The 16572-nt window shown below is 61.8% G+C and carries 18 protein-coding genes; 8 read left to right on the plus strand and 10 right to left on the minus strand.

Annotation, left to right across the window (positions count from 1 at the left end):
• The 5 genes from AC1DYO_RS28700 to AC1DYO_RS28720 all read right to left on the minus strand — a co-directional run bounded on the left by AC1DYO_RS28700 (position 1) and on the right by AC1DYO_RS28720 (position 7559).
• A complete protein-coding gene (locus tag AC1DYO_RS28700) occupies positions 1-2367 on the minus strand; it encodes a SpoIIE family protein phosphatase (RefSeq protein ID WP_477267760.1) in 2367 nt (788 codons plus the stop codon).
• A complete protein-coding gene (locus AC1DYO_RS28705) occupies positions 2364-3542 on the minus strand; it encodes a methyltransferase domain-containing protein (protein WP_477267761.1) in 1179 nt (392 codons plus the stop codon). The genes AC1DYO_RS28700 and AC1DYO_RS28705 overlap by 4 nt, the downstream gene beginning before the upstream one ends.
• Positions 3539-4060, minus strand: coding sequence for a ubiquinone biosynthesis methyltransferase UbiE (locus AC1DYO_RS28710; RefSeq protein ID WP_477267762.1), 522 nt, complete (start codon positions 4058-4060; stop codon positions 3539-3541). The genes AC1DYO_RS28705 and AC1DYO_RS28710 overlap by 4 nt, the downstream gene beginning before the upstream one ends.
• A gap of 278 nt (positions 4061-4338) precedes the next feature.
• Positions 4339-5988, minus strand: a complete 1650-nt coding sequence (locus tag AC1DYO_RS28715; protein WP_477267789.1) for a putative bifunctional diguanylate cyclase/phosphodiesterase — start codon at positions 5986-5988, stop codon at positions 4339-4341.
• A 428-nt stretch (positions 5989-6416) separates the two neighbouring features.
• Complete coding sequence (locus AC1DYO_RS28720; RefSeq protein ID WP_477267763.1) at positions 6417-7559, minus strand: helix-turn-helix domain-containing protein; 1143 nt, start codon at positions 7557-7559, stop codon at positions 6417-6419.
• Between the two features lie 302 nt (positions 7560-7861).
• On the opposite strand from AC1DYO_RS28720, the gene AC1DYO_RS28725 reads away from it, so the two are divergent.
• Positions 7862-8164, plus strand: a complete 303-nt coding sequence (locus tag AC1DYO_RS28725; protein ID WP_477267764.1) for a hypothetical protein — start codon at positions 7862-7864, stop codon at positions 8162-8164.
• Between the two features lie 51 nt (positions 8165-8215).
• On the opposite strand, the gene AC1DYO_RS28730 is transcribed toward AC1DYO_RS28725, so the two are convergent.
• Entirely contained in the window at positions 8216-8533 is a 318-nt protein-coding gene (locus tag AC1DYO_RS28730) for a hypothetical protein (protein WP_477267765.1), read from the minus strand.
• 114 nt (positions 8534-8647) lie between these two features.
• Between AC1DYO_RS28730 and AC1DYO_RS28735 the strand changes: the two genes are divergently transcribed.
• The gene (locus AC1DYO_RS28735; RefSeq protein ID WP_235984450.1) at positions 8648-9379 is read left to right on the plus strand and encodes a DUF2270 domain-containing protein; all 732 of its coding nucleotides are present in this window, start codon (positions 8648-8650) and stop codon (positions 9377-9379) included.
• 108 nt (positions 9380-9487) lie between these two features.
• Here AC1DYO_RS28735 and AC1DYO_RS28740 read toward each other — a convergent pair whose 3' ends face one another.
• On the minus strand, positions 9488-10381 hold the full coding sequence (locus AC1DYO_RS28740) for a LysR family transcriptional regulator (protein ID WP_477267766.1): 894 nt from the start codon (positions 10379-10381) through the stop codon (positions 9488-9490).
• Between the two features lie 175 nt (positions 10382-10556).
• Between AC1DYO_RS28740 and AC1DYO_RS28745 the strand changes: the two genes are divergently transcribed.
• From AC1DYO_RS28745 to AC1DYO_RS28765, 5 genes are read left to right on the plus strand one after another with little or no spacing between them, the layout of a single operon-like run.
• The gene (locus AC1DYO_RS28745; RefSeq protein ID WP_477267767.1) at positions 10557-10961 is read left to right on the plus strand and encodes a (R)-mandelonitrile lyase; all 405 of its coding nucleotides are present in this window, start codon (positions 10557-10559) and stop codon (positions 10959-10961) included.
• Entirely contained in the window at positions 10958-11296 is a 339-nt protein-coding gene (locus tag AC1DYO_RS28750; protein ID WP_477267768.1) for a carboxymuconolactone decarboxylase family protein, read from the plus strand. The genes AC1DYO_RS28745 and AC1DYO_RS28750 overlap by 4 nt, the downstream gene beginning before the upstream one ends.
• 4 nt (positions 11297-11300) lie before the next feature.
• Positions 11301-11675 (plus strand): DUF2255 family protein, encoded by a 375-nt coding sequence (locus tag AC1DYO_RS28755; RefSeq protein ID WP_477267769.1) that lies wholly within the window; start codon positions 11301-11303, stop codon positions 11673-11675.
• Position 11676: 1 nt separating this feature from the next.
• Entirely contained in the window at positions 11677-12666 is a 990-nt protein-coding gene (locus AC1DYO_RS28760; protein ID WP_477267770.1) for an aldo/keto reductase, read from the plus strand.
• Between the two features lie 27 nt (positions 12667-12693).
• Positions 12694-13434, plus strand: coding sequence for an SDR family oxidoreductase (locus AC1DYO_RS28765; RefSeq protein ID WP_477267771.1), 741 nt, complete (start codon positions 12694-12696; stop codon positions 13432-13434).
• A 51-nt stretch (positions 13435-13485) separates the two neighbouring features.
• Here the strand turns inward: AC1DYO_RS28765 and AC1DYO_RS28770 are convergent, their stop codons facing one another.
• On the minus strand, positions 13486-14097 hold the full coding sequence (locus AC1DYO_RS28770; RefSeq protein WP_477267772.1) for a sulfotransferase family protein: 612 nt from the start codon (positions 14095-14097) through the stop codon (positions 13486-13488).
• Positions 14098-14307: 210 nt separating this feature from the next.
• Here AC1DYO_RS28770 and AC1DYO_RS28775 point away from each other — a divergent pair, with 210 nt between their 5' ends.
• A complete protein-coding gene (locus AC1DYO_RS28775; RefSeq protein ID WP_192248918.1) occupies positions 14308-14613 on the plus strand; it encodes a hypothetical protein in 306 nt (101 codons plus the stop codon).
• A 37-nt stretch (positions 14614-14650) separates the two neighbouring features.
• Here AC1DYO_RS28775 and AC1DYO_RS28780 read toward each other — a convergent pair whose 3' ends face one another.
• Together AC1DYO_RS28780 and AC1DYO_RS28785 are read right to left on the minus strand one after the other, a co-directional pair.
• Positions 14651-15283: a Vgb family protein gene (locus AC1DYO_RS28780; RefSeq protein ID WP_477267790.1), complete on the minus strand. Its 633-nt coding sequence runs from the start codon at positions 15281-15283 to the stop codon at positions 14651-14653.
• 34 nt (positions 15284-15317) lie between these two features.
• A complete protein-coding gene (locus AC1DYO_RS28785) occupies positions 15318-16538 on the minus strand; it encodes a helix-turn-helix domain-containing protein (RefSeq protein WP_477267773.1) in 1221 nt (406 codons plus the stop codon).
• Positions 16539-16572 lie beyond the last annotated feature (34 nt).

Here is a 16572-nt window from a genome sequence, read left to right on the forward strand (position 1 = left end):
CTATGTGTGCCTTATGATCACGAGGGTGATGTCGTCATGGATCTTCTGGACTCCGATATGGGCCATAAGATCCTCGATGATCCCGATCTTGATGTCCTCGGCGCTCTCGCCTTGACGTTTTCTTGCGCTCTGGCAGAGGCGCTCGAACCCGAATAGCCTTTTGTCCTGATCCTCCGCCTCGGTCACACCGTCGGTGTGCAGCACGATCACGTCGCCACTCTCGAACCGGATGTCACGCGTGTCGATGAACTTCGAGATGTCGTTCTCCAGACCAACCGGCATACCCAGATCAAGCGTATCGATGCGTTCGACTTCCCCGTCCGCACGCACGACGAGAACGTCCTCATGCTGGCCGGATAGCGTTACCCGCTCATCCTCGAAGTCAAGAAAGGCCAGCGAGAGATGCTTGCCGGTGTTCGTCCGCTCGATGTTCTTGTAGATCGCTCTGTTCAGCCGGTCCAGAAACTGGTGCGGATCCCCCTCGTTGGTCTCCTGCAGCGCGCGTGCAACGGATTGGACCATCAGCATCAGCACGCCGCTCTCGAGACCATGACCGGTCACGTCGCCAATGCCGATCTTGATCCGTGATCCGTTCTGCAGGACGTCGTAATAGTCACCGCCGACCTCGTCGGCCGGCCGCATGTAGGCTGCGATCTCCAGCCCCGGAATCGCTTCGAGTTCGAATGGTTTCGGCAGGACCATCAACTGGATCTGCCTGGCAACCGCGAGCTCGGCGCCGAGGCGGACGTTCTCGTCCTGCAGCTTTTCGTTGAGAGCGGAAATCTCCTGATTGGCGTCGCCGAGCTCCCTGGTTCGTTCGTCGACGAGTTGCTCGAGGTTTTCCGTGTGGAAGCTGATCTGCTCGGCCATGCGGTTGAAAGCGATGCCAGCGGCTCCAACCTCGTCGCGCGTCGGAATGCTGACGCGGACAGAGTAGTCCTTGGTCTGGAGCCGCTGGGCGGCACTGGCAAGCGCCCTGAGGCCCGCGGTGATCCGTTTCGAAATTCCGAGCACGGCCGCGAAAACAATCAGAAGCGAAACGATGATCGCACCGATCTGAAAGAGCAGGATACGATTGGTTGCGAGCGAAATACTCCTCTGCGCGGCAAACAGGGACGCATAGATCTCCCGTTCGGGAACGACGATCCCGACCGACATCGTTTCGGACTTGATCGGTCCCGAACTCCACAGATTGGTCGGCTTCAGTCGCTTGAGGACAACAATGTAGGGTACGCGTTCGCCCTTGTTGTCGAGCATGATATGCTGAATGACACCGTCATTGTTCTGGCCGAGAGGCAGCGACGCGATAGCCGGCTGCGTACTTCCCCGCAGGGACCGCTCCAGGCCGGTGACGCCTTGCGTGCCCGCGTCGCTTGATGAAGTCAGGCCGATGATCGCCTGGCCCGACGGATTGATCGCCACCACATTGCCGGTCGACATGGTGAGGAAGCCGAACCCGGTTTCAGCGATCTTCACCCTTTCGACGACTTCCGCGAGCTGATCGAGAGTGATGTCTGCCCCGGCCGTACCGGCGATACCGGTGTGATCGCGCGTCCACAGCGGGTGGAAAAAGCTGACGATCAGCTTTCCCGTGATTGCATCGGTGTAAGGCGCTGTCTGGGTGATATCGTCAGGGACCGGACGCGAGGCTGGATCCTTGGCCCATTGCTGCCATGAACCATAGATTCCCGGAAAGAAGAACTCCCAGAACTCCGCCTTGTTGTGGCCCGGATAGAGCTTATCGAAGGTCTGCGCCTGGTTCGTATACGGCACCGTCCTGAAGATCGGCCGTTCTTTTGGACCAATATAGTACATTTGCAGTTTGGACGATCCGCTGGCCATGAGAGTCGGCGCGACGAGATCGATCACGGTACTGTCTTCTATTTCCTTCTGAACTCCCGGCAGCGGAGCGTGGTCGGCGCCCAGCAGGTAGCCCCAGACACTGACCACGGAAGGCGCGCCCGGCAGGTTCTGCGCCCAATCGCCCTGCGCGTCGTAGACGACCTTCACGGAGCCGGGCGCTTCATGCGAAAGCGTCGCTCCGACCTCTTGCTGCCTCGACGGTTCGTTGATCTGGGCCTGCAGTATGCCAGCCAGCGCCTTGACGTCGCCGTGAACCCGATCGAGCAGCAGATCAACGCTCAACGCTGTCGATTCGGCATAGGAACGAATGTATTCCTGGTTTGCGGTCGTCAGGCCCTCACCGACTTCCGATGTTGCGTCGCGCGACAGCTTCTGAACGTTCCAAAGCGCCAAGCCACCGCTCAGCAGGAGGTCGAACAGGACGGCGCCGCCAACGACCAACACGAATTTCGCTCGAAAGGAGCGCAGGCCGAAGCGCGGCGTAGGCTCATTGTCGGCTTTCATTGCGGCCGTCGCCCGGATGCGACCCAGATCGGCCACCCCGCATAACCCTTGGGGTGGAGCGCAGCGAAAATGTGGTCCTCGAAGCCCTGCCGGAACTGTGCGACGAACTCCGGTCCATCGCCGCGCCTGGTCGCCATCTCGCCCGCATAGACATCCGCCCAGGCCGCAATGACATCAGCGAAATCCTGCGGATCGCCGTCCAGGTTAGTGACCATGAAGGTCTCCACACGGATGTCTTCGAATCCTGCTTCCATCAGATATCGCCGGCTCTTGGGCCCAAGCTCGACGTCCATCTCGAAATGCCCGAACAGCTTCGCCACCTCGTTGTAGGTCCAGCGGATGCTTTCGGCGCGCGGCTCGCCGAGGCAATGCGAATTCTTCTCGTTGGTGATGTAGACCCGCCCGCCCGGCTTGCATATGCGGTAGAGCTCCTTGAGGATGAGTTCAGGCCGATTGAATATCTGAAGGGAATGCCGGCAGGTCACCAGGTCGAACTGCGCTTCATCGAGCAGCATCTCCGACGCATCGCCATAGGTATATTCGATGCCCCGGATATCGAACTCCCGCATCACCTGTCGGGCATAGTTCAGGCTCGATATGGAGTGGTCGAGGGCGACGATCCGCGATGGCTGGAACTCCTTCTGCACGAGCACGGCGAAATCGCCGATCCCGCAACAGATGTCGGCCATGACGATCCCCTGCCTCATGCCGTGTCGCGGCAAGATTGCGCGCTCGTGGCGCCAGGTCATCTTCGTCTGTGAACGCAGGATCGGAACGAACCCGCCTTCCTCGAGGAAGCCCTGTCCCGGATAGAATTCGCTGTCGTACTCCTCGACCGTGATGTTCGGCTCGATTCCGCTCAAGCGGCCGAATTTTCGCGAGGTCCATCCGACGACGCTTGACGTGATGACGACGAATTTGAGATCGGGCCGAGCGCGGCAGGCGTCGATGATGATCCTCGAAAAGGCGTGAAACGCGGCGTTGTTCATCTGCGTCAGGCGTCTGACATTGACGTAGAGAACGCCGCGCACACGGCCGATCGCATCGCGGAGCAACGCTATGCTAGGCCCAAGCTCATCGATCGCCTGAGGCCGGACCACCCCGGATATGGAGAACTCCTGGTTGTTGGCGTCATATTGCGCCTTGAAGCGCGGGAGGAGGTCGTAAGGGCTCAATGTTGCAGGCCCTCAAGCGGAAGATCCACGACAAGCTTGATTGCATCACCATCGGCTTCCTCGACCCTGAGTGTCGCGTTGTAGTCGACAGCCAGTTCCAGGAGCACGACCTCCCGGCTGGGCGCGAGATCCCCAGACACCGAATTGAGGTATCGCTCCCTGGCCTCTGTTCCCGCGACGTGTGACACGGCTTCTTCGTAGAATTGGCGCTCCTCTGGCACGCATGGGAACGTCAGCTCGATCCTGTCCGTCGCGCCGTGGCGGGACACCCTGCATGCCAGTTCACCACCGGCATGGCGCGTACGAAAGGCGACTTCCAGCAATTCATTGAGGGCAGAGGAAAAGAGATTTGAATGCCGGACCGAGTCTGATCTGTTTTGACTGATCATCCGGGCCATGTATGTCGAGACATAATCGCAGTGTCTCCAGGCGGAGACGAAAGCTTTGATTTCCATGTCGATCTGGATCATGGGCGCAAAAGTCGGCTCGCCAGCCAGCTCATGATGAACAGGTCCCATAGGCAACCTCCCTTGTTCCATCAGCATTGAGCCCTGGTAGGGCGATGGTCTCCGCGACGAAAAATTTCACCGCGCGCCGTGATGAGCCACTCTTGCACCGACTCGAAGAATTGAGCGGTATCTGCCTCGATCGTTTCTACAAATCTCCACTTCACCGTTAACAAAGGGTGCAAGGTGCAAAGCAATTCCAGGAAAGGTGCGCAGGGGTTTTCCGTCCGGAATTGCGTAAAAACAAATACTTAAAGCGGGTCGGCGGCACTATCAAAAGCTGAACCGCTCTAAACCGCCCGATTTGATTCCTCCATTGCTCGCACCACCCTCAGCGGGGACCGTTTGATGAAATTGCTGGTTGCCTCGGCTCCGAGCGGGCGCCCAAGGAAATTGCCTTGCAGGCAATCGCAATTCTCCTTGATCAGCCACCGCGCCTGTGCCGACGTCTCGACCCCCTCGGCGGTGACGCTTATTCCCAGGCCGTGCGCCATATTTATGATCGATCGCACGATGGTCTGGCTTTTGAGATCGGTCTCCAGATCCGCAATGAAGTACCGATCTATCTTCAACGTGTCGAAGGGAAAGTTCTTAAGGTAGCTCAACGATGAGTAGTATGTTCCAAAATCGTCGAGCGATATTCGTATTCCCAAGACGTTCAGAGTGTTTAATGTGTCGATATTGTCGATCGTCTTCTCGAGAAGAACCGTCTCGGTAATCTCGAGTTCAAGTCGGTCGGCTCGGATTCCAACTGCATCGATGACCTGAGCGACGGTATCCGTCAGCGAACCGCTAAAGAACTGAGCCGGCGACAGGTTCACTGCGACCGTCAGCGAGGAGGGCCACGTCAATGCCTGGCGACAGGCTTCTTCGAGCACCCATCGTCCAATCTCGTCCATCAGACCGTCCGCCTCGGCGATCGGTATGAACACGCCGGGTGGAATGATTCCGATCTCGGGGTGCCGCCACCGCAGTAGCGCTTCGAAACCGATCACCGACGCGGGAGACCGAATGAGCGGCTGATACTCCAGATAAAGCTCGCCCCGCTCCAGCGCGGTTCGAAGGTTGCGCCTCAGATTCTCGCGTTGCTCGAGCAAGAGCAGCATCGAACGGTTGAACGTTCGAGCGCAACCGCGTCCGTCCGTCTTGGCTGCGTAAAGAGCAATGTCCGCGGCTTTCATCAACTGCTCGCCATCGGTCCCGTGCTCCGGCCCGAAAGCAATTCCGATACTCGATCCGACGAAGACGGGAATGCCGTTGATGACGAACGGCTCCTTGAACGCGTCGACCAGCGATCCTGCGAGGCGCTCGGCTTCCGCAGGTTGATCCTTTCCCAATTGGATGACGGCGAACTCATCGCCGGCATACCGGTATGCGGATTCGCCGTCCTGCAGCGCATCGCGGATTCGACCCGCCGCGAGCTGAAGAAGCGTGTCGCCGGCTCCATGACCGAGCGTGTCGTTGACGGCTTTGAAATCGTCGAGGTCGATTTGCAGCAGGGCGGCTTTCGGCTTTGCTCCGCCGATGGCCGTCAGCGCCTGCTGTAGCCGCTCGCCGAATCGCCGCCGATTCTGCAGTCCGGTCAGCACGTCGTGCGTCGCCTGATGGAGCAGAATTACATGCTCCTGCTCCTCCGCCGCGCTCCGCTCGCCGTGCCCCCTTGTCTCGATGATCCCCACACCATTCGCGGCGGCGAAGACGAAAACGGAACGAGGCGCTTCGCCCGATGATCGCGGCAAGTCGATGCTTGCCGGAGTGCCGCCGTGGAACACACGAAGAAATTCGTCGCGATACCTTGCATCGAGGAAGCTCGGATAGATCTCCCAAACGGCGGCACCCGGCGCTACCGCGCCTCCGTACACGCCTTTGAGCTTGGTTGCGTAGTGCGTCAGGCAGAAGTCGCGGTCATAGAACGACAAAAGTTCGGTCGTGTTTGCCAAAAGGTCAGCGAGAAGCGCTTCGCCGGCACGTGGAACATCGCTTGAGGAAGGCCCCTCACTCTCCGTGCCGACGCCTGATGCCTCTGGGCGCAAGAGCCACCTCCATAGGCGGTGCAAATTCGCGTCCCCCAGTCCAGAAATAGCATAACTGCCAAGCTTGGCAAACTTTTCAACTTGCAGTCTTAACAAGTTCCGCATGCTGCGTAGTTGCAATGTATGCGCCGCCGTGATTGGCGGCAAATTGTCGACAATGATGAACAGTCACAGTTCCTTAATAAATCGGCAATTGGCGGAAATTGGCTGTAGATTGATGGCGCGGTCGACGCGACACGAAATATTCTGGTTCATGAGGCAGCGTGGCCTTGGCCGCCCCCGACAAGCCTGCAAGCCTGCTTGAACCTGCCCATCTCAACATCGCCGATCCTGTTTCAATTTCCGAGCGATTTGAGCCAACCTTCAAAGGAAGAGGCCTTCTCGTGCACAGCAGGCGAAACAGAGTTGGCGAGGCGCGGCAACACCACAGTGGTGCGGCCTTCGCGGGGGCTGTAACCGAATTCCTTGCTGAATGCCCGGCTGAAATTAGCGGCTGAACTAAACCCGAAGGCTTCGGCAATTTCAACAATGCGCCGGCTGTCCGCCGGATCGCTAAGGGCAATATGGGCTGCCAGAAGCCGGCGGCTTTGTATGTAATGGAGAACACCACCGCTTGGTTCGAACAACTGATAGAGACGAGAGCGCGATACGCCGAGCGCCCGGCACATTGAATCCGGTGTCAGATGAGGCGTATCCAGATTGTTTTGGACGTATCGGCGCGCTCGCTCCATCAGCGCGACACCCGCCAATTGTTCGGCGGCGGCAGCATGTTCCGCCGGCGGCGCGAGGCAGGCAATGATCATGCTGCGTGTTGCGTGCACGATGCGGGGCAGATCTTCGGCCGTGAGACTGCGCAGTCTTGCTTCAATGCTGTTGACGTAGTCAACCAAGAGGCTGGCAAAGTTGCCGAACAGAATTGAATTGTTCTTCGCGTCGAGGGTTGCGGCCACATCAGAGAACAAATCACGCGGCAGATAGAGAAAGAGACTTTCGGAGTCCGTTGTCCTCCCGCGAAACGGATAGCCAAGCGACCTGATCTCCAATTTGCCCGGCTGGCCTTCTGCAACGCGGCGATCGACCTCCGTCCACGACCGGCCAGTACGTGGCAACGCGACATACCAGTGATCGATCGAACTGGACCGAAGCTTGGCGGCAGAACGGTTGTAACTATGTGCCGGAGCGTGCTGCTGGACGATCAGCATGCCACCGAGGTTCCAAGCCGTGTGGTCGGCGGCAAAGCCATCGTCCGGCGACTTGTCATCCGGCAACTTGACCTCGACAAGCGGAGCCATGTGCGCTTGCCAGGTGGCGAATTGATCCTCTGGTGCCAGTTCGCGCGTTGAAAAAGACAAAGGCTGGAGCGCCGGCCCGAGTGGCGAAGCTGACTCGTTATGAGGTTGAGCGTCGCGCGGCCAACGACGTCGATCACGCTCCGGCGGCTGCTTCGCAGGGGTCTTGCCTTGCCTTTTTGCGTCCATCGCGTGGTGCCATATCCGAATCGGCTATGCCCATGCCCCTCGCAATCATGTGGTCTATCTCGGGTATCTGGCAAGACTTTGCGGCCGATATCGACAACCAGCCGGATCAAGCCGTTCGGTGACCACAGCCGAAACGACTGCCAACCGCAGCGGAACTCGCGTCGGCAGAGCAGGCGATCACGCTGAGTTGCAGCAAGAAATGCATTCCGAGATAAGTTTCTGGATGCGACGCTAACGACACTCTTCAGCCCGCTGCATATACAATTGAGCATTGTGGAAGCGTAGTCGGGGAGACTGTCGAAATGAACGCAAAGCTCAACAGCGAAGCTCGTCGCAAGATAATTCTTGACGGATACATTAACAACGAGCCGTTGAAGGATATTGCGGCCAGGATCGGATGCTCACTGGCGAGTTTGAAAGTTACAGCCAGTAAAATCGGCTGCACTCGAACTCCGCAGGAGGCGGCCGATTTTAGGCGCGGGTTTCATATCCCGGAAAACAAGCGACATGATTACTACCAGCTGATGAATATTGGTCAGTATAAAGCTCGTGAGTGCGCGCAAATTTTGGGACTGCTGACCGTTCAATCGTCAGGAAGCGAGTAAACTCACCGCAATACACTGTCGCCGATATTGTCGCTGGAGCATTCCATCGCCTCAGCGGCTGGTCGGGCAGCGGGCCCTGAAAGGTTCGCACAAATGCCGCGTGGGCGCTTCAACCGCACCTGCCTCAGCCCCCACGATCTGGCTATTTGCGAACATGTGTTCGATCAGGTCTGCGCGGATGAACATCTCAACCCCTTGGACCCGGACGCCGAAATCCTGGCGGTGATGGTTGTGGCCATTGTTCGAAATGCTCGCACCAGCGAGTGCGAACTGCTGGAAGCGGTCAGGTCTCGTCGGCAAAAGGTCGCGGGAAGCGGGCATTAGCGCACCGCATTCGATCGCGTAGCCGGCGGGTTTGGCTGAGCGCATAAACCCCTCCAGGAAAGAGGGTGGAACGTTTCGGCCCGCCGCGCGTTGAGTTTATTGGGGTGAAGGCCGGCTTGTTTCGGCCGGCCATGGCGTTAGGGAGGCGCGTGGCGGGGAATGTCGCAGGTCAAGACCGTGAAGCCCGACGAGGCGGCGGCGCCGCCGCGGGTGTCGGATGCGTTTGCGCTGAAGCTCACCTCATCGGAACTCGCGACCACCATGTCACATTTCCACCGCGCAGAAATCGCCCGCATGGCTGGCTGGCGCGACCGGCTGGACCGCACCAGCAACTGGGCAATCACTGTCGTCGCCGCCATGCTCTCTGTATCGCTATCGACGCCAAGCGCCCATCACGGCGTGCTGCTGTTTGCCATGCTCTTGATCACGCTGCTTCTGTGGATCGAGGCGCGGCGCTACCGCTTCTTCGACGTCTACCGGGCCAGGGTACGCCAGTTCGAGCGCTACTATTTCGCCCAAATCTTCTCGCCGCAGCCTGACTACGCCTCCAACTGGCTGGCCATCGTCGGCGAAGGCTTGCGTTCGCCACGCTTTCTGATCTCGCAACGCGCGGCTCTGGTGCGCCGGCTGCGCCGCACGTACATTTTTATGTACACGATCCTGATGCTGGCCTGGGTGCTGAAGATCACGACGCCCAGCCTGCAGCGCGAAGGATCGCCGATCGGCTTCGGCGCGTCATTCCTCGATGCCGCGCGCGTGGCGCAGCTCGGCCCGGTTCCGGGCATCTATGTGGTTTGCATGGTCGGACTGTTCTATGTCGGCCTGCTCGCAGCCGCTTTCCTCATTTCAAGCGATGAGGGTGAGCTTTCGCATGGCACCGTGCATGTCTGAGCATAGTTCCGACAGCGCAATCGGCACCCGCGCTAACGCGCCGACCCGGCCGCTGCATCCGCTGCAGGTGCGATTATTTCGCCGAAGGCATGCGGACAAACGTTGGGCTCAGCCGCGATGGCGCAGCGCATCGACCAGCAGCGAGAAGGCAGGCGTCGCCTGGCGGCGGCTGGGATAATAGAGATGGTAGCCGGGAAAAGGCGGGCACCAGTCGGCCAGTACCCGCATCAGCCGACCGTCAGCCAGCTGGGGCGTCACCTGATCCTCAGGCAAATAGGCAAGGCCGAGCCCCGCCTGCACGGCATTCAGGCGCAGTGCCGCAGTGTTGAAGACCAACTGGCCCTCGACGCGCACCTTCAGCTCGCGTCCGGCCTTTTCGAATTCCCAGGCATAGAGTCCGCCATAGGTCGGCAGGCGCAGATTGATGCAATTGTGGGTCGTCAGGTCCTGCGGCGTGCGCGGCTTTGGCCGCGTGGCGAAGTAGGCCGGCGACCCCACCACCGCCATGCGCATGTCGGGGCCGATGCGCACGGCGATCATGTCGCGCGCCACCTGTTCGCCAAGCCGCACGCCAGCATCATAGCGCTCGGCAACGATGTCGGTCAGGCCGTAGTCGACGATGATCTCGACCCTGATGTCGGGATAGTCGGGCAGGAATTTTTCCAGGACCGGCCACAGGATCGCGTCCGCCGAATGCTCGCCGGCGGTGATACGGATGGTGCCGGCGGGTTTTTCACGCAGTTCGCTGAGCGCCGCGAGTTCGGTTTCGATCTCGTCCAGCCTCGGACCTATCGTGCGCGCCAGGCGTTCGCCGGCCTCGGTCGGCGCTACACTGCGCGTGGTGCGGGTCAGAAGCCGTACGCCGAGCCGCTCCTCCAGTGCCCGCAACGTATGGCTGAGCGCCGATTGCGAGACGCCAAGCTTGGCCGCAGCCTTGGTGAAACTCCTCTCGCGCGCAACGGCGAGGAAGGCGGTGAGCTCATTCAGATTGTCGCGCGGCATTGATGAGCTCTCCTCATAGGTACATGCCGGATATAGCACCTAATCGCGGATAATCGCAGAGCCTAAATAGGCTCCATCACAAATCGAGCAGCCTCGGCGGCGGCAACGACGGCGGCCATCCCCCCACCGGCATCGAGAAGGAACCCCCCCGCCGGCATCGGGAAGGAACAGATCCATGGACATCAAGCGAAGCGGCTCGCAGCCCTCGGCGAAGGGCCCGGCCGACTATTTCACCGGCACGGTGCGCGTCGACGCGCCTTTCAAGGGCAGCGAGCCTGCCCGGGTCGGCGGTGCCACAGTGACCTTCCAGCCGGGCGCACGCACCGCCTGGCACACGCATCCGCTCGGCCAGACATTGATCGTGCTGTCGGGCGCCGGACTGGTGCAGCGCGAGGGCGGGCCGGTCGAGCCGATCCACCCCGGCGACATCGTCTGGTTCGCGCCCGGCGAGAAGCACTGGCATGGTGCGGCGCCAACCACGGCGATGAGCCACATCGCCATCGCCGAAGCGCTCGACGGCAAGGTCGTCGACTGGATGGAGAAAGTCACCGACGAACAATACGGAGTTAAGCCATCATGACCGATGCACCAGCGGTTCCCAAAAATCCGTTCTCCGATATCGCTCCCGCCCTCGGCAAATATACCGACGAGGTGCTGTTCGGCGACGTCTGGAAGCGTCCCGGCCTGTCGCCGCGCGACCGCAGCCTCATCACCGTCGCCAGCCTGATCTCGGGTTACCGCATCAATGAAATGCCGGGGCACATGAAGCGAGCGCTCGACAACGGCGTCACCCGGGACGAGCTCATCGAAACCATCACCCATCTCGCCTTCTACGCCGGATGGCCGACGGCAGCCACGGCTGTGGGCATTGCCCGCAAGGTCTTCGAACAGGCCGACACCGAAAGAAGGGGATGAGGACATGACGTGGTCGAAAAATGAGCTCGCCAAGATTGGAGCGAGCGACGATCTGCACATATCGCCGCTGCGCGATGACGGCGTGACCCTTGGCACGCCAACCTGGATCTGGTCGGTCGTGACTGACGGCGAACTCTATGTGCGCGGCTACAATGGCCAGGCATCGCGCTGGTACCAGGCCGCGATCAGGCAAAAGGCCGGTCGCATAAGCGCCGCCGGTATGACCAGGGACGTCGGCTTCGAGCCGGTCGACGAAGCTATCAACGACCGCGTCGACGATGCCTACCGGGCGAAATACGCAGCGAGCCCTTATCTCGCGCCGATGATTGCGGCGCGCGCCCGCGCCGCAACGGTGCGGATCACACTGAAGGAGAATTGAGATGCAAAAACGCACACTTGGAAACAGCGGTCTGGAAGTCTCGGCCATCGGGCTCGGCTGCATGGGGATGAGCCAGTCCTACGGGGCACCGATGGAGACGGCGGATGCGGTCCGCCTGATCCGCGCGGCGTTCGAGCGGGGCATCACCTTCTTCGACACCGCCGAAGTTTATGGACCGTTCAAGAACGAAGAGGTCGTCGGTGAGGCGTTGCAGCCGATCCGCGATCAGGTGGTGATCGCCACCAAATTCGGCATCGACATTGCAGGCACCGCCGGGCACAGCGGCATGGACAGCAGGCCGGAGCACATACGTGACGTCGTCGAGGCTTCGCTCAAGCGATTGAGGACCGATCGCATCGACCTCCTCTACCAGCACCGCGTCGACCCGATCGTACCAATCGAAGATGTGGCGGGCACGGTGAAGGAGCTGATCAGCCAAGGCAAGGTCAAGCATTTCGGCCTCTCGGAGGCCGGCGTACGCACCATCCGTCGCGCGCATGCGGTGCAGCCGGTCGCAGCCCTGCAGAGCGAATACTCGCTATGGTGGCGCGAGCCGGAAGAGGCGATCCTGCCGGTGCTGGAGGAGCTGGGGATCGGCTTCGTGCCGTTCAGCCCCTTGGGCAAGGGCTTTCTCACCGGCGCCATCCGCGCCGACACGACGTTCGACAGCAACGACTTCCGCAACACGGTCCCGCGTTTTGCGGCGGAGGCCCGCAAGGCCAATCAGGTTCTGGTCGATGCGATCGGCGCGATCGCGGCCGAGAAGAAGGCGACCCCGGCGCAGGTCGCGCTCGCCTGGCTGCTGGCGCAAAAACCCTGGATCGTTCCGATCCCCGGCACAACGAAGCTCAACCGCGTCGAGGAGAACATCGGCTCGGCTGCCGTTGCGCTGACGGCGGACGATCTTGCCAACATCGAAAACGCGGTCTCGGCGATTGCCGTGCAGGGAGAGCGCTATTCTCCGCAGCAGGCGGCAAGGATCGACCGCTGATCGCGACGAAATCAGAAGGGTAGAGTCATGGCACAAGGTATCGAAAACAAGGTCGTCGTCATCACCGGCGCCAGCAGCGGGCTTGGCGAAGCCGCCGCACGGCTGCTGGCGAAAGAAGGCGCGAAACTCGTGCTGGGCGCGCGACGTCTCGATCGCTTGCAGGCGCTGGCAACTGAGCTTTCACTCGGCAAGGACGCCATCCTGCAGACCGACGTCACCGACGTGGGCCAGGTCCGGCGTCTCGTCGACCATGCGGTGAAGGTGCATGGCCGGGTCGACGTCATCATCAACAATGCCGGGCTGATGCCGCACTCACCGCTGGAGCGCGGCAAAGTCGAGGACTGGGACCGGATGATCGACGTCAACATCAAGGGCGTGCTCTACGGCATCGCCGCTGCCCTACCGCACATGAAGACGCAGAAGAGCGGCCACATCATCAACGTGTCGTCGGTTGCCGGCCACAAGGTGCGGGCCGGCGGTGCTGTCTATTCCGCCACAAAGCACGCGGTGCGCGTCATCTCGGAAGGCCTGCGCCAGGAGGTCAAGCCCTACAACATCCGCACCACCATCATCTCGCCCGGTGCCGTGGCGACGGAGCTTCCCGACAGTGTCACCGAACCGGATTTTGCGGCCGCCATCCGCGACATGTACGACAAGACCGCCATCCCGGCCGATTCCTTCGCCCGAACGGTGGTGTTCGCCATGAGCCAGCCCGACGACGTCGACATCAACGAGATCCTGTTCCGGCCGACGGCGCAGGAGTATTAGTCTCAGGAGTCACGACCGAGAGCGGGCAGCGGATCGGCGAAGCTGCCGACCTTAGAGCTGCCGGTCAAGCGCGAATTGCGCCTGGAATGCCCTGGTGTCGTTACGATTGGGATAGGGCTGGTCCGGCACTGGAACGCGCAGATGCGCGCACAGTGTCTCCCAGCCGTCGCCCAGTTTGTGGACCAGCAGCCGCTCCGGCCGCACTGTCGCCATGACCGCGGCGACGTTGGCCTCGTAGATGGCAATCGCGGTCGCGCGATCCTGCGCCTTGCCGCCGAAGACTTGCTTGGCGATCAAGGAAATGCCGAGCGCCTCCTCATCCCTCAGCTGGCTGATGCCGGCCAGGATGGTCTTCTCGAAACTCTGCCACCAGCTTTCCGGCGAGCGCCAGGTGAGGATGACCGAGGCGTCGGGATAGACCTCGATCAGCTCGCGCCAGTAATGCGCCGACGGCCAGTCCATGCAGGAGGCATAGCCGGCAAACAGCTCGCTCCAGTCAGGCGCAGCACGATTTACCAGCGCGCGCCAGAGCCGCTTCTGCCCCTCATTGGCGATGACTTCGGACATATGATGACAGGGACCCAGGCCGAGGATGGTCAGCGCTTCGCGCATCGAATCCGTTCCGGTGCGGCCAAAGCCCGTTCCGATCACCTTGATCGACATATTTGTTCTTCCCTGGTTCGAACCGGCCGAAGTCGGTCAACCATGTCCCCTCCGTATGCACCGCGCGTGGCGGTGGCATCAGGATCGCGGCCGGGCCAGATTAGCCGTCGACGATAGAGCTGTCCCCTACAAAGATCGGTTGACCGGCCTCGGCCACGAAGCGACTATTCAGCTTGGATAGCCAGGATGCAGACTGCAGGAGGACATGAGATGGACGAACCCGATCGCTGGCGGCACATGGCGAGTGCGCCCAAGGACGGCAGCCGCATCCTGGTCACGGTGCGGCCGTCGGAACAGGGCCCGGCCGAGGTCGACCTCGCCTATTGGTCGCGCGCCGACCAGTTCGGCTCAGAGGGCTGGCGCTCTTCCGATTCGTCTCCGGGGCGGGTGATCGAGTATCCCGAACCGGAGTTGAAATGCTGGATGCCGCTGCCAACGGCCAATCTGAGCCGGGCTTCCATGCCCAGCCCGTGGGAAGGCGAAGACGTCCCTCTGCTCGATGGGTCGGGAATATAATGACGGCAGGACGACCATAGGAAATACGCTGCCGCCCTTATTTGGGGCGCCGCACCGCCCGCACCATGCCGCCGGGGCCGCTGCCGCAGAAGAAGCGGTCGCCGCCGTCGGATTCGAGCCCCGACACGCCCACGCCTGCCGGCATATCGAGCCGCTCCAGCACCTTTCCGGTTTGCGGGTCGACGCGCCGGACATCGCTGTCGTCGCCTTCCCAGGTGCCGTGCCACAGCTCGCCATCCACCCAGGTCACTCCGGTGACGAAGCGGTTGGATTCGATGGTGCGCAGGATTTTGCCGGTCTCGGGATCGATCTGGTGGATTTTGCGCGCCCGGTTCTGCCCTACCCAGAGCGTGCCCTCGGCCCAGGTCATGCCGGAATCGCGGCCGCCGCCGGGCGCCGGAATAGTGGCCAGTATCTCGCCGGTGTCCGGATCAATCTTCTGGATGCGATCCCCGGCCAGTTGAAACAGATGCCGGCCATCATAGGCGGTGCCGGCGTGGGCGGCGACATCGATCGAGCGCAGCGTCTCACCGCTTGCCGGATCGAAGGCGGTCAGCCGCTCGCCCGAAGCAAACCAGACATTTTCTCCGTCAAAGCTCACGCCATGCACGGTGTCGACTTCAGAAAAGGGTCCGTATTCACGCAGGATTTCGGCGGCTGAATGTTTCATGTCCTGGTCCTCGATCATGGTCACGGAACCTTCCCTAGCCGTTCGGCAGCGGTGCCGGGAGTAACAAGGTGGTCGTGAAACCGGCCACAGGTGGTGTCATCCAGCGCCGCGCCCGGCCGTGGCCGAACGACTGCACCTTGCCGGTCTCGGCAAGCTGCTCGAGCGCCCGCTGCACGCTGCGCTGGCCGGCGCCGAGCGCCAATGCCAGTGCCGAGCTTGCCCAGGCCTCACCGTCGGCCAGGAAGGCCAGCACCGCCGCGTGCCGCTCCTCGATCGGCCGCGCCAGTACAGCCACCGTGCCGGCCTGGCGCGGCGCCAACGCGAAGCCTTGGCTCGTCGCCTCGATGCCGGCCAGCTGCCGCAACTCGGCGCGCAGCCGGCCGATCTCGACCCGCAGCCTCGCCCGGTGCGATTCATCCGCGTGCCTGCCGCCAAAGGCGCGGGCAATCAGCGTCGCCCGTGACATATCCGCCGGCCAGGCTTCGGCGAGCGCACGTGCGAGCGCAAACAGCACCGGCCGCGTGGCCAGAGAGACAGCGATTCCCTGCTTGCGCACAGCGTAACGGAACGTATCGACGACCAGCGCCGGTGACGCCTGCAGCGCCTCGACATCTTCGAGCAGCAGGGGGCGTTCGGCGCCAGCCGCGATCAGTCGTGCCGCTGGGGTGTCCAGCGCCAGAAAGGCGCTGTCGACCTCGGCCATAAGGCCCGGAATGCCGGCCCGGCGGGCGGCATGGCGCGCCCACTCCAATGCCTGGCGCGCGGCTTTCGTCTTCAGACGCCGCATGGCAATGCCGGCAACCGCCAGTTCGTGCGCGGCGCGTGAGGCCGGCGGAAGCGGCGCCGGATCGAGCCCGGCCAGCACGTCTTCAGCCTCGTCGAGGCGGCCAATCAAAAGCAGGCGGCGCACCTTGAGATGCCCGGCATGCGCCGCGTTCAGCCTGTCGCCATGCTTTTCCAATGTCGCCCGCGCCGCATCGAGCGCCTTGGCCGGCCAGCCGAGGTCACGCGAGACCAGCGCGATCTCGGCCTCGGCAACGATGCATCTGGCGCGCGCCACCGGCTCTTTCGGGCCGAAGGCGCGGCCGGCCCGCCGCAACAGTGCTTTGGCGCGATCGAGATCGCCGAGCTGCGCCATGGCGATGCCGCGCAGCGCCAACGCCGGCGCGTCCTCGCGCAAGGCGACACGGTCGAGTGCGGCGAGCGGATCACCCGCTGCCAGCGCCAACCCTGCCGCGGTGATCAGCGAGTCCATTCAAATCCCGTCACACTTGTAACTCCCACCCCCG

Source organism: Mesorhizobium sp. P2_F5, from assembly GCF_056403715.1.

What these genes read in the sequence shown, in the direction of transcription:
- AC1DYO_RS28780 (WP_477267790.1), bottom strand. Translation starts at nt 15,283, where the DNA reads ATGAAACATTCAGCCGCCGAAATCCTGCGTGAATACGGACCCTTTTCT.
- AC1DYO_RS28760 (WP_477267770.1), top strand. Translation starts at nt 11,677, where the DNA reads ATGCAAAAACGCACACTTGGAAACAGCGGTCTGGAAGTCTCGGCCATC.
- AC1DYO_RS28770 (WP_477267772.1), bottom strand. Translation starts at nt 14,097, where the DNA reads ATGTCGATCAAGGTGATCGGAACGGGCTTTGGCCGCACCGGAACGGAT.
- AC1DYO_RS28745 (WP_477267767.1), top strand. Translation starts at nt 10,557, where the DNA reads ATGGACATCAAGCGAAGCGGCTCGCAGCCCTCGGCGAAGGGCCCGGCC.
- AC1DYO_RS28730 (WP_477267765.1), bottom strand. Translation starts at nt 8,533, where the DNA reads ATGCGCTCAGCCAAACCCGCCGGCTACGCGATCGAATGCGGTGCGCTA.
- AC1DYO_RS28710 (WP_477267762.1), bottom strand. Translation starts at nt 4,060, where the DNA reads ATGGGACCTGTTCATCATGAGCTGGCTGGCGAGCCGACTTTTGCGCCC.
- AC1DYO_RS28740 (WP_477267766.1), bottom strand. Translation starts at nt 10,381, where the DNA reads ATGCCGCGCGACAATCTGAATGAGCTCACCGCCTTCCTCGCCGTTGCG.
- AC1DYO_RS28775 (WP_192248918.1), top strand. Translation starts at nt 14,308, where the DNA reads ATGGACGAACCCGATCGCTGGCGGCACATGGCGAGTGCGCCCAAGGAC.
- AC1DYO_RS28700 (WP_477267760.1), bottom strand. Translation starts at nt 2,367, where the DNA reads ATGAAAGCCGACAATGAGCCTACGCCGCGCTTCGGCCTGCGCTCCTTT.
- AC1DYO_RS28750 (WP_477267768.1), top strand. Translation starts at nt 10,958, where the DNA reads ATGACCGATGCACCAGCGGTTCCCAAAAATCCGTTCTCCGATATCGCT.
- AC1DYO_RS28785 (WP_477267773.1), bottom strand. Translation starts at nt 16,538, where the DNA reads ATGGACTCGCTGATCACCGCGGCAGGGTTGGCGCTGGCAGCGGGTGAT.
- AC1DYO_RS28735 (WP_235984450.1), top strand. Translation starts at nt 8,648, where the DNA reads ATGTCGCAGGTCAAGACCGTGAAGCCCGACGAGGCGGCGGCGCCGCCG.
- AC1DYO_RS28765 (WP_477267771.1), top strand. Translation starts at nt 12,694, where the DNA reads ATGGCACAAGGTATCGAAAACAAGGTCGTCGTCATCACCGGCGCCAGC.
- AC1DYO_RS28725 (WP_477267764.1), top strand. Translation starts at nt 7,862, where the DNA reads ATGAACGCAAAGCTCAACAGCGAAGCTCGTCGCAAGATAATTCTTGAC.
- AC1DYO_RS28720 (WP_477267763.1), bottom strand. Translation starts at nt 7,559, where the DNA reads ATGGACGCAAAAAGGCAAGGCAAGACCCCTGCGAAGCAGCCGCCGGAG.
- AC1DYO_RS28755 (WP_477267769.1), top strand. Translation starts at nt 11,301, where the DNA reads ATGACGTGGTCGAAAAATGAGCTCGCCAAGATTGGAGCGAGCGACGAT.